Source organism: Methylocella silvestris BL2 (assembly GCF_000021745.1).
Lineage (GTDB): Bacteria > Pseudomonadota > Alphaproteobacteria > Rhizobiales > Beijerinckiaceae > Methylocapsa > Methylocapsa silvestris.
The window spans coordinates 2,618,872-2,632,549 of the sequence record NC_011666.1 but is presented as its reverse complement, the minus strand read 5'-3'; the positions used below and the strand labels follow the sequence as shown (position 1 = coordinate 2,632,549).

Here is a 13,678-nt window from a genome sequence, read left to right as displayed (position 1 = left end):
GGGCGAAAGCTCATTTTGCCTTATGGATATCGGCGAGTTGGGTCTAACTTTACGTAAAAACCGGCTTGTTTTTCGTTCGTCATGCTTAACGCCCCTTGAACGAAGCGCTCCAAAAACGGCGAGGAACGAAATGGCGCACAGCGCAAAGCTATGGATCGTCGTGGCTGATGGAGGGCAGGCGCGCGTCGTGATCCCGCGCCCCGAAGATTTTACCCTCGAAACGCATGATCATATGACGTCCGAAAGCGCCCATTTGCGCTCCTCCGACCTTGGCGCGGATCGGCCGGGCCGCGTCCATGAAAGCGCCTCCGCGACCCGCCATAGCGCCGAACCGCGCACCGACCCGGCCGAAGCGGCCAAGCAGCATTTTGCGCAGAAGCTGGGGCGCTGGGTGGCGGACGCCTCGCGGCGGGGCGAATTCGATGAGCTCGTGCTCGTCGCGCCAAGCCATATCCTGAGCGAACTTAAGGACAGCCTCGACAAGCCGGCGGCCGATAAGCTGCGCGGCGCTCTCGCCAAGGATCTGACCAAGGTTCCGGACCACGAACTGCAGCCGCATCTTAGCCAATGGGTCCGGCCGCCCCATCGGATTCGTTAGGCTTCAAGGACGGGTCCCCATCTTGCATGGGGACCGCCGGCCTGCGTGACGCTCGGCGGGGATCTGATCGGGGCAGCGTTAAGGGGGAACTTCGCATGGAAGAAGCACATGGGCATCATGTTGGCGTCGTAACGCATCATGAGCTGAAGCAGAGTCTGTCGACTCTCCAGCTTTGGGCCATCGCCGTCGGCCTCGTCATTTCCGGGGAATATTTCGGCTGGAGCTATGGCTGGGCCACGGCGGGAACGCTCGGCTTCACCGTCACGGCGCTGTTCATCGCCGCCATGTATACGACCTTCATTTTCAGCTTCACAGAGCTCACGACCTCCATCCCTCATGCGGGCGGCCCGTTCGCCTATGCGCGCCACGCCTATGGCCCGACCGGCGGTTATTTCGCCGGGGCGGCGACGCTGATCGAATTCGTTTTCGCGCCGCCGGCGATCTCGCTCGCCATCGGCGCCTATCTTAACGTGCAATTTCCGGCTCTCGATCCCAAAGTCGCGGCATTGGGCGCCTACATCATATTCATGGGGCTCAACATTATCGGCGTCGAAATCGCCGCCACTTTCGAACTTGTGGTGACGGTGCTGGCGATTTTCGAACTGCTCGTCTTCATGGGCGTCGTCAGCCCGGGCTTCTCGATCGCCAATTTCGTCAAGGGCGGCTGGTCCGGTCAGGATCAATTCAGCGGGGCGGCGATTTCCGGCATGTTCGCGGCGATCCCCTTTGCGATCTGGTTCTTCCTCGCGATCGAAGGCGTCGCCATGGCCGCCGAGGAAGCCAAGGATCCAAAGCGCTCGATCCCGATCGCCTATATCACCGGCATCCTGACCCTTCTGTTTCTGGCCATCGGCGTCATGCTGTTCGCCGGGGCCGCGGGCGACTGGACGTTGCTTTCGAACATCAATGACCCGCTGCCGCAGGCCATGAAATTCATCGTTGGGGAAAAGAGCGGCTGGCTGCACATGCTGGTGGCGCTTGGCCTGTTCGGCCTCGTCGCCTCCTTTCACGGCATCATCATCGGCTATTCGCGGCAGATTTTCGCGCTGGCGCGGGCGGGTTATCTTCCGCCCGTGCTCGCCAAAGTGCATCCGAAATTCAAGACCCCGTGGATCGCGATCCTCGCCGGCGGCGCCGTCGGCATCGCGGCGATCTTCAGCGACAATCTGCTCGTCATCGGCGGCCAGCCTCTGACGGCGAACATCGTCACCATGTCGGTGTTCGGCGCGATCTTGATGTACATCATCAGCATGGCGAGCCTGTTCAAGCTGCGCCAGACCGAGCCGACGATGGCGCGTCCGTTCCGCGCGCCGTTCTATCCGTGGTTCCCGGCCTTCGCTCTGATCGCGGCCGGCGTCTGCATGATCGCGATGATCTACTATAATTTCCTGATCTTCATCATCTTCTGCGTCCTGCTGGCGATCGGCTATCTCTACTTCCTCACCACCGCGAAGCGGCGCGAGGAGTCGCCGATTGACGCGCTCATCGAGTCGACCGATGAATTGAAGGCCGAAGGCGTCCAGCCCTAAGTCTTGCGGCTTTGAGTCTGAACGAGGGGAAGCGATGACCTATGCGAAAAGCGTCGGGGGGCGAACCTATCGCTTCCCCGACCTGAAGACGCTTCTCGCCAAGGCGAGCCCGGCGCGCTCCGGCGACTATCTCGCCGGCGTCGCGGCCGAGGATGATTCCGAGCGCGCCGCGGCGCAAATGGCGCTGAGCGACACGCCCCTCAAGGCGTTCCTCAACGAGGTTGTGATCCCTTACGAGGACGATGAAGTCACGCGGCTGATTATCGATCGGCATGACGCCGACGCCTTCGCGCCGGTGAGCGGGTTGACGGTCGGCGATTTCCGCAACTGGCTGCTCGGCGCCGAGGCCAATGAGGCCGCGCTGACGAAGCTCAGCCCCGGCGTTACCCCCGAAATGGCCGCGGCCGTCTCCAAACTGATGCGCGTGCAGGATCTGATCCTCGTCGCGCGCAAATGCCGCGTCGTCACCAGGCTGCGCAACACCATCGGCCTCGCCGGGCGGCTTTCGACCCGCCTGCAGCCGAATCATCCGACCGACGATCCGGCGGGCATCGCCGCGAGCATCCTCGACGGCCTCCTCTACGGCAGCGGCGATGCGGTGATCGGCATCAATCCGGCGACCGACAGCGTGCCTGCCGTCTGCGCCCTTTTGACCATGCTCGACGAGGTGATCCATAAATATGAGATCCCGACCCAGTCTTGCGTCCTGACCCATGTCACGACCTCGATCGAGGCGATCAATCGCGGCGTGCCGGTCGACCTCGTCTTCCAGTCGGTCGCCGGCACGGAAGCCGCGAACAAAAGTTTCGGCGTCGATCTCGCGGTGCTCAAGGAAGGGCGCGAAGCGGCGCTGGCCTTAAAGCGCGGAACGGTCGGCGACAATGTGATGTATTTCGAAACCGGCCAGGGCTCGGCGCTTTCGGCCAACGCCCATCATGGCGTCGATCAGCAGACCTGCGAGGCGCGCGCCTACGCCGTCGCGCGCGAGTTTCATCCGCTGCTCGTCAATACGGTGGTCGGCTTCATCGGGCCCGAATATCTCTACAACGGCAAGCAGATCATTCGCGCCGGACTTGAGGATCATTTCTGCGGCAAGCTGCTCGGCCTGCCGATGGGCTGCGATATCTGCTACACCAATCACGCCGAGGCCGATCAGGACGATATGGACATGCTCTTGACCCTGCTGCCGGCCGCCGGCTGCAGTTTCATCATGGGCATCCCGGGATCGGATGACATCATGCTGAATTATCAGACGACGTCCTTCCATGACGCGCTCTATGTGCGTGAAGTTCTGGGTCTGCGCATGGCCCCCGAATTCGAAAGCTGGTTGATCCGCAAGGGCGTCTTCGAGGGCGCAGATCATCCACGTCCGCGCAAAGCCCTGTCGTCCATGTTCGCGCCCGCGCTGGCGCGGATCGCGTAGAACTTGTGATATTGAAAGGCCCGCGATGAACGATCTCGTCGTCGTCAATCCCTGGGAAGGGCTGCGCCGCCTGACTCAGGCGCGCATCGCGCTCGGCCGCGCCGGGGTCAGCATTCCGACCAAGCCCCTGCTCGACTTTCAATTCGCCCATGCGCGGGCGCGCGACGCCGTGCATTTGCCGATGGATCGCGAGGGGCTTTGCGCGCGCATGGAGGCGGCGCAGTTTCCCGTCATTGAATTGCATAGCGCTGCGCCCGACCGCACCACCTATTTGCAGCGCCCCGATCTCGGCCGCAAGCTCGGCGCGGACTCGCGCGAAAAGCTTGCGGCGCTTGCGGCCAAGGGCGCGCATGGCTTCGACATCGCCTTCGTCGTCGCCGACGGCCTATCGGCTTTCGCGGTCAATGAGCACGCGCTGTCGATGCTGGAGGCGATCCGCCCGAAACTGACCGAGGCCGGCTGGCGCATGGCGCCGGTCGCTCTTGTCGAACAGGGACGGGTCGCGATCGGCGACGAGATCGGCGCGATTTTCGGCGCGGAGATCGTCGTCATTCTGATCGGCGAGCGACCGGGCCTTAGCGCGCCGGACAGTCTCGGCCTTTATATGACCTACGCGCCGCGGGTCGGTCTCACCGACGAAGCGCGCAATTGCATCTCCAATGTGCGGCCGGAGGGACAGAGCTTTGGCGCTGCGGCGCACCGCCTCGACTACCTCCTCAAAGAGGCGAAGCGGCGGAAATTGTCGGGCGTTGACCTCAAGGATGAATCCGAAATGAAGGTTCTTCCCACGGAGGGGAAACAGGACCAGACCAATTTCCTGATCAGCGAAGGCGCGGTCCCTCCGGTCTGACGCGAGCTCAGGGCCGCGGCAGCCGCGGCGGCGGCAGGCAGAGTCTTGTGCCGGGAATGGGCGTGCAAGCCTGTTTCGGCGGCGGGAAATTGCCGCAGACCCATTCTCCTTCCCCGGGGACGAAGCGCCCATCCGGCCCGATATGGCCGCCCGGGCGAAAGAAACAGACCTTGTCCGTCCGCATCGTGGCGAAACGCATCGTATGCGCTCCGGCGCCGGCGCTCGTGTCGACTTCCACGCCGACAACGGTCAGGCGCCTTGTGTCTTCCGGCTGGTCGAGATCGAGCCCGGCGAGCAGAAGATTGCCAAGGAGCGGGCTCGCCGCCGCGAACGGCCGCTTGAGGAGCGTGGCCGCCTTTTGCGCCACGCCCGCCGCCGTCAGATTGAGGTCCGCGATTTTCTGGTCGAGAAAAGCATCGGCGGGCTGTTTGTTGAAATGCTCGATCGAGATGCTATCCAGCGTGAAATCGACCGAATTGGCGTTGACTGCGATCTCGCCGCGATGCGACTGCGGATTGACCCGCACGGACAAGCCATAGTCGACGACGATATGGCCGCCGCGCAGGGTGACTGCGTGCGGTCCATCGGGAGCCATGGATTCGAGCAGCGAATTCGCGACGTTCTTGTTCGAGCCAAAGCATTTGAGGTCGGTCGTAATATTCGCCGTGGCCTGCGGCTGTGCGGCGTCGAGATCGGCCGTGAGCCGCAGCACGCGAGCTCCGCGCGCGCCCCGCTCCCACGAGAATTGGATAGACGTGAAGTTGAGGGCGTTCAGCGTAACATTGACATTCGTCTTGAACGTGCAGCCCGCCCCGCCAAGCAGCGAGCGCACCACCTGCATGATCGCGTCGCGAGCGAAGCTCGGCAGATCGTCCATGCCGTCCACCTGCCGCTGGAACATGGGAATGAGCCAGGTCAGCAGCTGCGCCTGCTGCGTCGTCTCCACTGACAGCAGCCGGGCGGGGATCGGCTGCGGCAGCTCGGCATTGATCACGGACATAATCGTGGCGGCCGCGCGCGCTCCGGCGGGATTGGCCGAGCCGCGTTCGATGCGGGCGAAATCGATTGCGCCGCCGGTCTTGCAATCCGCCAAGAGCGTATCGGAGCCGTTGAGTCGCGTCTGGCCCGGTTGAAGCGTGAGCGGCGTCGCGCAGACGTCGATGACATGCTCGATGTCGCGGAACACTTTTTCGTCATAGGTGATGTCGTCGCCGACGGGCGTCTCGACCCGTTGCTGCCAGACGGCGCCGGAGCACGCGGAGAGGCAAAGGGCGGCGGCCAGCGCAAGAAGCGCCCGCAGGAGAGCAGAACGGCGACGCATCGGACCCCGCTTTCCCGCCAAGTTTAATCCTCTGCGGCCAAAACGCCAAGCTGCCGGACGCGCCCACCCGCCGGCGGATCCTCGGTGGAACGCTATGCGGGGAACGAGATTGCGCTATAGCGGCGGCAACCTCTCGTTCTCTCAAGGCAAACAATGAATTCCAGCTTCGATGACTCCGTGAGGAGCGCGCCTGAAGGTCTTTGGACAAGGGTTGGGCGGGCGCTCGGCCCCGGCCTGATCACGGGCGCCGCCGATGATGATCCAAGCGGGATCGCGACCTACAGCCAGGTCGGCGCGCAATTCGGCTTCCAGCTCTCCTGGATTTTATTGTTCAGCTATCCGCTGATGGCGGTGACTCAGGCCATCGCGGGGCGCATCGGCTGCGTCACCGGACGCGGCATCGCGCAGAATTTGCGCCGGAACTATCCTCGCTCGCTGCTTCGCGTCGTCGTGCTGGCGCTGCTTGTCGCCAATGTCGCCAATCTCGGCGCCGACCTCGGCGCAATGGGCGCCGCGGTCCAGCTTCTCATCGGCGGCCCGGCGCTGGCCTATACCGCTCTGCTCGCCGGCCTTTGCATTGTCCTCCAGATCTGGCTGAGCTACGCGCGTTACGCCTCGATCCTCAAATGGCTGACGCTGTCGCTGTTTTCCTATGTCATCGTCGTGTTCATGGTCGATATGCCCTGGCGCGAGGCGCTGAAGAGCATCTTGATTCCGTCGATGTCCTTCGATTCGGCTCATGTCATGGCGCTTCTCGCCGTGCTTGGCACGACGATCAGCCCGTATCTTTTTTTCTGGCAGGCCTCGCAGGAAGTCGAAGAGCAATTTCGCCGCTCGACCCAGCCGCTTTATGTGACGCCGGGGGACGATACCGGCGAGATCGAGCGCGTCAGCATCGACACCTGGGTCGGCATGGGTCTTTCCAATCTGATTTCCCTCTTCATCGTCCTCGCGGCGGCGGCGACGCTGCACGCCCATGGAACGACGGATATCCAGACCTCGGCGCAGGCGGCCGAAGCCTTGCGTCCGATTGCCGGAGAGTTCGCCTTCGTCGTTTTCGCGCTGGGCATCGTCGGCACGGGCATGCTGGCGACGCCGGTTCTTGCCGGCTCGGCCGCTTACGCCGTCTGCGAAACTTTCAACTGGGTCGAAGGCCTCGACCGCAAGCTCAAGGACGCCCGCGCCTTCTATGGCGTCATTGTCGTCGCGACCTTGATGGGGCTCGGCCTCAATTTGCTGAAGGTCGATCCGATCAAGGCCCTCTATTGGAGCGCGGTTCTGAACGGCGTGCTGGCGGCGCCGATCATGGCGGCGATGCTGCTGATCGCCAACAATAAAAAGATCATGAAAGAGTTCGTGCTGTCTTGGCCGATGACGCTCGCCGGCTGGTTCGCGGCAGCGGTGATGGCGGTCGCGAGCCTCGGCTTTATCGTGTTGTCGATTATCGAGCCGTAACGATTCGCGGTCGAGCGATCATTTTTTTCCGGGTCCGGCCTCGTGGGGATGCGCGCTCCGCTCCTTCAGCGAATCATACAGCGGCTTGCCGCCAAGCAGCGTCGCAAATCCCATCGCGGTGAAGCAGGCGCCGAGCATCGGCAGCAGCGCCGCCGACGAGCCGGTCATTTCGGTGACGAGGATCATGCCGGTCAGAGGCGCGCGAACGACGGCGGTGAAGAAGGCCGCCATGCCGACTACCGCGAAAAGAACCGCATGCGACTCGCCGGCAGCCATGAAAGGGTGCAGCGCCGCCCCGAAAAAATAACCGATCTGCGCGCCCAGAACGAGCATCGGCGCGAACAGGCCGCCGGGCGTCCCCGCCGCGTAGGACGCCGCGCTGAGAAACAGCCGCAGAAGGAAGGCGAGCGGGATCAGCGCCAGCGCGGGCGCGCCGGTGAGAAGGGCCTGCGTCATGCCGTCGCCGCCGCCGACGAGGCTTGGAGCGAACCAGCCCAGCGCGCCAATGAAAGCTCCGGCCACGGCCGCCTGCAATTCGATTGGCACACGAACCATGGCGTCGGACCGATCCAGCGCTTCCAGCACAAGGTGATTGTAGAGCGAGCCAAACCCGCCGGCGACGACGCCAAGACCGAGGCAGAGGGCAAAATCCCGGGCGTCCGGCAGCGGAAGCTGCGGCAGCAGGAAGTCCGGCGCGGCGCCGGTAAACAGGCGCGCGACGACGATGGCGCTCATCGACGCGCCGAGCCCTGCGAAAGCCGCCCGTAAGTCGAACCGCCGCAGCAATTCCTCGAGCACAAAGGCGGCGCCCGCAAGCGGCGCATTAAAGGCGGCGGCCAGCCCCGCGCCGGCTCCCGCCGCGAGCAGGGTCTGCCGGTCGGGCCAGTCGCGGCGAAAAATTTGGCCGAGAAGCTGGGCGAGCGTCGCGCCCATCTGCACGCAAGGGCCTTCCCGGCCGAGGGCGAGGCCGGAGCCCATCGCCAGCACGCCGCCGATGAATTTCACCGGCAGAAGGATGAAGGGCGCGGGCGGCGTCTCGACGGCGATGACCGCCTCGACATGCGGGATGCCGCTGCCGATCGCGGTCGGCGCAATGCGCCGCACCAGCAAGGCCGCCGTCGCCGTGGCCGTCGCGGCGACGCCCATCAAAATAAGGCAGCCGCTCCAGGATGACCCGGTCCATGTCTGCGGAAAGGCGGCGCGTAGCTGCGCGGCGGCGTCGAGTGCGAGACGGAACAGGCCGCAGACGAGCCCGGCGCCGGCGCCGGCGAGAACCGACAGCAGCGCCAGCGCAGTGAGGCTCGAGCGGTTGGAGGCGGTCTGCATGGACGATTCCCGGGAGGGCGCCGCAAGCTACACGCGATCCGCCGAAGGGCAAACCGCAACGCCTTCGCTGCGCCGCCGGACTATGCTCTCAGCCGATAGCCGGTGCGGAAAATCCAGGTGATCAGAGCAAGGCACAAGAGGAGGAAGCCGAGCGTCATGGCGAGGCTGAGGCCGACCCCGACATCGGCGGTTCCGAAAAAACTCCAGCGGAATCCGCTGATGAGATAGACGACCGGATTGGCCAGCGTGAGCGTTCGCCAGAACGGGGGCAGCATGTCGATCGAATAAAAAGTGCCGCCAAGAAAAGTCAGCGGCGTCACAATCAGAAGCGGCACGAGCTGCAGCTTCTCGAAGCCGTCGGCCCAGACGCCGATGATGAAGCCGAACAGGCTGAAGGAGACGGCGGTGAGGATCAAAAACGCGGCCATCCAGAATGGGTGGGCGATGTCGAAGGGGACGAAGCAGCGCGCCGTGATGAGAATGATGACGCCGATCAGAATGGATTTGCTCGCGGCGGCGCCGACATAGCCGCAGACAATCTCGAAGGCCGACGCCGGCGCCGACAAAATCTCATAGATCGTTCCCGCGAAGCGCGGAAAATAAATGCCGAAGGAGGCGTTGGCGACGCTGAGCGTCAGCACCGACAGCATGGTGAGGCCCGGCACAATGAAGGCGCCGTAGCTGACGCCGTCGATTGCGGCCATATGCGAGCCGACGGCGCCGCCGAAGACGACGAAATAAAGCGAGGTCGAGATCACCGGCGAGACGATGCTTTGCAAGAGCGTGCGAAAGGCGCGGCCCATCTCGAAGATATAGATCGCCCGGATGGCGTGATAATTCATGGGGCGTCTTTCGGCTCGTGGACAAGGCTGACGAAAATCTCCTCGAGGGAGCTTTCCTTGGTGTCGAGGTCGTTGATCGCGAGGCCAAGGTCGCCCACCGACTGGATCAGCGCGGCGACGCCGGCTTCCTCCGCGCCGGACCGAAAGGAATAGACGAGCTCGTGGCCGCCGCCCGTGAGCTCGAGGCCGAAGCGTGACAGCGCGTCCGGGATGCGCTCCAGCCGCGTCCTCAGCGAAAGCCGCAGCCGCTTGCGGCCGAGCTTCTTCATCAGCGCCGCCTTATCCTCGACGAGGATGAGTTCGCCCTTGCGGATCACGCCGACGCGGTCGGCCATTTCTTCCGCCTCTTCGATGTAATGCGTGGTGAGGATGATGGTGACGCCCTTCTCCCGCAGGCCGCGCACCATGGCCCACATGTCGCGGCGCAGCTCGACGTCGACGCCGGCGGTCGGCTCGTCGAGGAACAGGATTTTCGGCTCATGCGAGAGCGCCTTGGCGATCATCACGCGCCGCTTCATGCCGCCGGAGAGGGTCATGATCTTGCTATTTTTTTTGTCCCAGAGCGAGAGGTCGCGCAGAAGCTTTTCGATCAGCGCGGCATTGGGCGGCTTGCCGTAGAGGCCGCGGCTGAAGGTGATCGTCGAGGTCACCGTCTCAAAAGCATCGGTCGAAAGCTCTTGCGGCACGAGACCGATCAGCGAGCGGGCGGCGCGATAGTCGCGGACGACGTCATGGCCGTCGGCGAGGACCGAGCCCGCGGTCCGGTTGACGATGCCGCAGATGATATTGATCAGAGTCGTCTTGCCCGCGCCATTCGGCCCGAGCAGCGCAAAAATCTCGCCGGGGCGAATATCGAGATCGATCCCCTTCAACGCCTTGAAGCCCGACGCATAGGTCTTGGTCAGGCCGGATATCGAAATAATGGGCTTCAAACGCGTCTCCGGGCCGGTCGGACGGCGCTGGCCGCCGCTCTTTTGTCAAAGACGCAGTTTTCGATCTCGCCGGTCCCGATATGGGCGGCTGGCGCGCGGATCGATGCGTCCGTGGAATCTGAATCGGAACCAATTCATGAAAAGCTTGTATGCTGCAAGCTAGGATTTCGGCGCGGCGGACAAAGGTTCGCGAGGCATTGGGAGAGACGAGATGACCGAATCAATCAAGGAGCGCGTCTATTCGGATGAAGAGGTCGAGGCCAAGCTGAAGGCCGAATTGCCGCATTGGCGGCTGGAGAACGGCTGGATCCGCCGCAAGTTCAAGACGCATAGCTGGAAAGGCACGCTGATGGTGATCAATACGGTCGGCCATCTCGCCGAGGCCGCCTGGCACCATCCCGACATTGCCGCGTCTTACGCCTTTGTCGAGGTGAAGCTCAAGAATCACCACGCCAAGGGCATTACGGACAAGGATTTCACCCTCGCGAAGAAGATCGAGGATGTGGTCAGCTGGCGGCCTGGCAAAGAGGGCGGCGCGCTTGAAGGAACGCCCGAGAGCGACCCCCGCTTCGCCTATGTCAAATATGACGATTGAACGAAGCAGTCGCTGCGTGTTCTCTAGGAGCGGGAAGCAAGGTAGAGCCGCTGCGCGCGGCGGATCTACATGATGCTATAAGAATATAGGCCATATATTACGCTTATTATTCATTATATGGGTAGTTAAATACGCATATATCCGGCGAGAAAGCCGTCTCTTGCTTATCGCCAGCCCCTGGCTTTTCCGACGTCTCACGCGGAACAGAAACCTTTTGGGCGGGCCTATCGGCCGCGCTTCCAGCGTGAAGCGTTGATTTTGTAAGGAATTTGGCCCGATCCCATCAAATGTAAATAATGTCGTATTTCATTATTCGTAATTTGGCCGCCAAGCTGTAAATATCTTACAGAGCGATAGCTGGGTGGCGCCGATGGCTAAAAGAGAATTCAATCAACGTCTTGCCGGTACAATTTTTGCGGGAATTCTTGGCCTTTCCGCGCATGCGCACGCCGCCCCCTGGAGCGGCCGTCTCAATGGAAATTCCGCCTATATTTACGATGTGTCGCAGCCCGTGCGGGTGGCGATCATCAACAATATGTCGACCCCCTTGCCTGACGATGATCGCGAAATGGTCACCTTGGCGAGGCACACCAACGCGATGCTGATCGACGTCAATCTCGATTGGAGGACCCCGGACGAGAGCGCGCAGCGTGTTCTGGACGCTTTGAAGGCTGGCTCCAAAACCTTCCCCGATCATCCCGAAATTCAAAATCTGAATGTCGTGCTGATGGGCTTCTCGGCGGGGGCCGCCGGCGCGGCGGTCGCGGCGTCAAGTCCCCTTCTCTCGAACCCGGATCCGACGCAGGCGCCCCAGCGCGTCCTTGCCGTCGCGACATTCGACGAGCTGGATTTCGATCCCTATCTGCCGCCGCCATGGGTTCCCCATCTGTTTCTGTCCGATCCCGGCGATTTCTACGGCGGCCTTTTAAGCAATGTCGAGGATTTGACGCCGCCGATGAGTCACGACGCCTTCGCGCGCTCTCTGGCGGCGCAAGGGCGGCCGATCACCGTCGTCAGTCAGCCGGGCGACTGGCACGGCGGCTCAAATTATGGCTGGCAGCACAGGATCAGCGCGCGCTTCATGCGCATATGGATGGACGATATTTTAAATCGCGCTTTGCCCGCGACGCCCCCGATGACCGCGCCTGTGCTGGCTCCAGACTGGCGGACCAATGCGGGCGCCTGGCGGGCCGCCTATGATGTGGTGAGAAACACCAACACCAGCCCTTGGGGCGCCGACGAGCATATGGTCAATGTGGTCATCGCCCCAAAAAGCACATATCAGGATCCGCGCCCCTATATCTGGCTGCCCAGCCAAAAAACCGCCAATATCTGGAATGGCTACGCCACGACCGGAACATTGCCCGCAGAAGGCGCCACAGCGCCGTTCCAATCGCTGATTCCGTTCATTCGCCCCAATGCGGACGCGACGAGCCGGTCGGGCATCGATTCGCCAGTCACCACCGCTAACGGCACGACGCCCGCGGTTCCCGGCTACACGTCCAATTGTGGTTTCTCGGCGAGCGGAGACGCTAATCTTATCATCAATTTCGACAGGGCCGTCGTTTCCGCCGATGCGGTCGCTACCGGCGGTTTCTTGGCCGGCGCGCCGCGCGCCTGGTCCAATGTCCTGATCGTTCCTTTGAAAAGAAGCGTCTTTTCGCCGTCGATCGCCATTCAGCTGACGAACATCAAGCCTGCCGACGGCGGCGCGCCGCTCGACATCGCCGTCACGGCGAAATATGCGGCGCCTTGTCCCTGATCGCCGAAACACGGGGCGCGGAAGGAGGCGTCGCTATTTGATCCCCGCGCCGGGAGGTCATGAACGACCGGGCAAGAGCGTTTTCGCACAGACCCCAATGCGTTCGAGCCGGAACAATGCAGCCGGTCGCTCGGGCCCGCTTCGCCATCTGCGGCCGGGACGAAGTTTGAACCGGGGGCCGGGATGCGGAGACCGACATTTTACAGGTCGTTGAGCGACAAAGAAAAGGTCCTGTGCGAACAAGTCTACAAAGGCTCGCTGCCGCCTTATAAATATATCGGAATCGGCGATGGCCTTGGCGTCGGCGACCGTCCCTGGACGGATTGGGGATCGGGTATGTCGCCGGACATGCTGCCAGACATGTTATATGAGCTAAACCTTGGCGATTATGCGAGCGCCGACCTCACAACAACGCAATGGACTCCCTATGACGGCAATGTCTCGGATCTCCTGATTCATGAGATGGCGCATGTCTGGCAATATTATTATGGCTACACCGTGAAGGCCAGCAGTCTCTGGGCCAGTACGCTTGGCAGCTATGATTTCAAGCCCGGCAAGGCGTGGGACGACTATAATGCAGAGCAGCAGGCGTCCATTGTTGAGACTTGGCACAAGCGCGGCAGGAAAAAGTCCGACGAATTATATCCCTACATCGCCCGCATCATTCACGGGGGCGCATCGCCAAGACTGACCAAGATGACGCTCGCCGAACTCAAGGTAGACTTTTTCTATCTACCCGACCCGCCTCCCAACCCGACAGTCATCGCGGTCGCCCCGGTCGACGCCTTGTTGCTGCCGGTTCTGGCAAAGCGCTACGACCCCAGCGATGTCGCGGGATTTGGCGGCCGCGTGAAACGATTGGAGGAAATCTTCCGCAGCCTCAACGAACTTCAGGCGGAGGCGCTCCTGGCCCGATTGTCGTCACGGCGCAGCGGCGATCAGGTTTCGATCACTTTCCACGATCACCTCAGCACGCCGACGCGGGCCAGCCTTCTCCACATCCTGCGGGGAATAAGCGCGCCGATCCGAGCCTGATTGCGCGCCG

Annotated in this window: 12 protein-coding genes; 8 read left to right on the top strand and 4 right to left on the bottom strand. The window is 62.6% G+C overall.

All coding sequences use genetic code 11. The features are described from left to right. Positions 1-130: 130 nt before the first annotated feature. From MSIL_RS12335 to eutC, 4 genes are all read left to right on the top strand, one after another. Positions 131-598, top strand: a complete 468-nt coding sequence (locus MSIL_RS12335) for a host attachment protein (RefSeq protein WP_012591414.1) — start codon at positions 131-133, stop codon at positions 596-598. Between the two features lie 95 nt (positions 599-693). Beyond that, positions 694-2,127, top strand: a complete 1,434-nt coding sequence (eat, locus tag MSIL_RS12330) for an ethanolamine permease (protein ID WP_012591413.1) — start codon at positions 694-696, stop codon at positions 2,125-2,127. Between the two features lie 34 nt (positions 2,128-2,161). Beyond that, positions 2,162-3,550 carry an ethanolamine ammonia-lyase subunit EutB gene (locus MSIL_RS12325; RefSeq protein WP_012591412.1) on the top strand — a complete coding sequence of 463 codons (1,389 nt, stop codon included), beginning with the start codon at positions 2,162-2,164 and terminating at the stop codon, positions 3,548-3,550. A gap of 25 nt (positions 3,551-3,575) precedes the next feature. Further along, positions 3,576-4,400: an ethanolamine ammonia-lyase subunit EutC gene (gene eutC / locus MSIL_RS12320; protein ID WP_012591411.1), complete on the top strand. Its 825-nt coding sequence runs from the start codon at positions 3,576-3,578 to the stop codon at positions 4,398-4,400. Positions 4,401-4,407: 7 nt separating this feature from the next. Here the strand turns inward: eutC and MSIL_RS12315 are convergent, their stop codons facing one another. Beyond that, on the bottom strand, positions 4,408-5,721 hold the full coding sequence (locus MSIL_RS12315) for a hypothetical protein (protein ID WP_012591410.1): 1,314 nt from the start codon (positions 5,719-5,721) through the stop codon (positions 4,408-4,410). A 153-nt stretch (positions 5,722-5,874) separates the two neighbouring features. Here MSIL_RS12315 and MSIL_RS12310 point away from each other — a divergent pair, with 153 nt between their 5' ends. Next, positions 5,875-7,176, top strand: a complete 1,302-nt coding sequence (locus MSIL_RS12310) for an NRAMP family divalent metal transporter (RefSeq protein ID WP_012591409.1) — start codon at positions 5,875-5,877, stop codon at positions 7,174-7,176. Between the two features lie 18 nt (positions 7,177-7,194). Here MSIL_RS12310 and clcA read toward each other — a convergent pair whose 3' ends face one another. From clcA to MSIL_RS12295, 3 genes are all read right to left on the bottom strand, one after another. Beyond that, a complete protein-coding gene (clcA, locus tag MSIL_RS12305; protein ID WP_012591408.1) occupies positions 7,195-8,502 on the bottom strand; it encodes a H(+)/Cl(-) exchange transporter ClcA in 1,308 nt (435 codons plus the stop codon). 80 nt (positions 8,503-8,582) lie between these two features. Next, on the bottom strand, positions 8,583-9,344 hold the full coding sequence (locus MSIL_RS12300) for an ABC transporter permease (protein ID WP_012591407.1): 762 nt from the start codon (positions 9,342-9,344) through the stop codon (positions 8,583-8,585). Further along, positions 9,341-10,276 carry an ABC transporter ATP-binding protein gene (locus MSIL_RS12295; RefSeq protein ID WP_012591406.1) on the bottom strand — a complete coding sequence of 312 codons (936 nt, stop codon included), beginning with the start codon at positions 10,274-10,276 and terminating at the stop codon, positions 9,341-9,343. Before MSIL_RS12295 ends, MSIL_RS12300 begins: the two co-directional genes overlap by 4 nt. Positions 10,277-10,487: 211 nt before the next feature. On the opposite strand from MSIL_RS12295, the gene MSIL_RS12290 reads away from it, so the two are divergent. The 3 genes from MSIL_RS12290 to MSIL_RS20220 all read left to right on the top strand — a co-directional run bounded on the left by MSIL_RS12290 (position 10,488) and on the right by MSIL_RS20220 (position 13,668). Continuing rightward, positions 10,488-10,871 (top strand): 4a-hydroxytetrahydrobiopterin dehydratase, encoded by a 384-nt coding sequence (locus MSIL_RS12290; protein WP_012591405.1) that lies wholly within the window; start codon positions 10,488-10,490, stop codon positions 10,869-10,871. A 370-nt stretch (positions 10,872-11,241) separates the two neighbouring features. Further along, positions 11,242-12,633, top strand: a complete 1,392-nt coding sequence (locus MSIL_RS12285; protein WP_012591404.1) for a hypothetical protein — start codon at positions 11,242-11,244, stop codon at positions 12,631-12,633. 210 nt (positions 12,634-12,843) lie between these two features. Then, complete coding sequence (locus MSIL_RS20220) at positions 12,844-13,668, top strand: hypothetical protein (RefSeq protein WP_049768165.1); 825 nt, start codon at positions 12,844-12,846, stop codon at positions 13,666-13,668. The last annotated feature ends 10 nt before the right edge of the window (positions 13,669-13,678 follow it).

Excerpts from the sequence above, each read along its gene's own strand:
- MSIL_RS12335 (WP_012591414.1), top strand. The coding sequence starts at position 131 with ATGGCGCACAGCGCAAAGCTATGGATCGTCGTGGCTGATGGAGGGCAG.
- eat (WP_012591413.1), top strand. The coding sequence starts at position 694 with ATGGAAGAAGCACATGGGCATCATGTTGGCGTCGTAACGCATCATGAG.
- MSIL_RS12325 (WP_012591412.1), top strand. The coding sequence starts at position 2,162 with ATGACCTATGCGAAAAGCGTCGGGGGGCGAACCTATCGCTTCCCCGAC.
- eutC (WP_012591411.1), top strand. The coding sequence starts at position 3,576 with ATGAACGATCTCGTCGTCGTCAATCCCTGGGAAGGGCTGCGCCGCCTG.
- MSIL_RS12315 (WP_012591410.1), bottom strand. The coding sequence starts at position 5,721 with ATGCGTCGCCGTTCTGCTCTCCTGCGGGCGCTTCTTGCGCTGGCCGCC.
- MSIL_RS12310 (WP_012591409.1), top strand. The coding sequence starts at position 5,875 with ATGAATTCCAGCTTCGATGACTCCGTGAGGAGCGCGCCTGAAGGTCTT.
- clcA (WP_012591408.1), bottom strand. The coding sequence starts at position 8,502 with ATGCAGACCGCCTCCAACCGCTCGAGCCTCACTGCGCTGGCGCTGCTG.
- MSIL_RS12300 (WP_012591407.1), bottom strand. The coding sequence starts at position 9,344 with ATGAATTATCACGCCATCCGGGCGATCTATATCTTCGAGATGGGCCGC.
- MSIL_RS12290 (WP_012591405.1), top strand. The coding sequence starts at position 10,488 with ATGACCGAATCAATCAAGGAGCGCGTCTATTCGGATGAAGAGGTCGAG.
- MSIL_RS12285 (WP_012591404.1), top strand. The coding sequence starts at position 11,242 with ATGGCTAAAAGAGAATTCAATCAACGTCTTGCCGGTACAATTTTTGCG.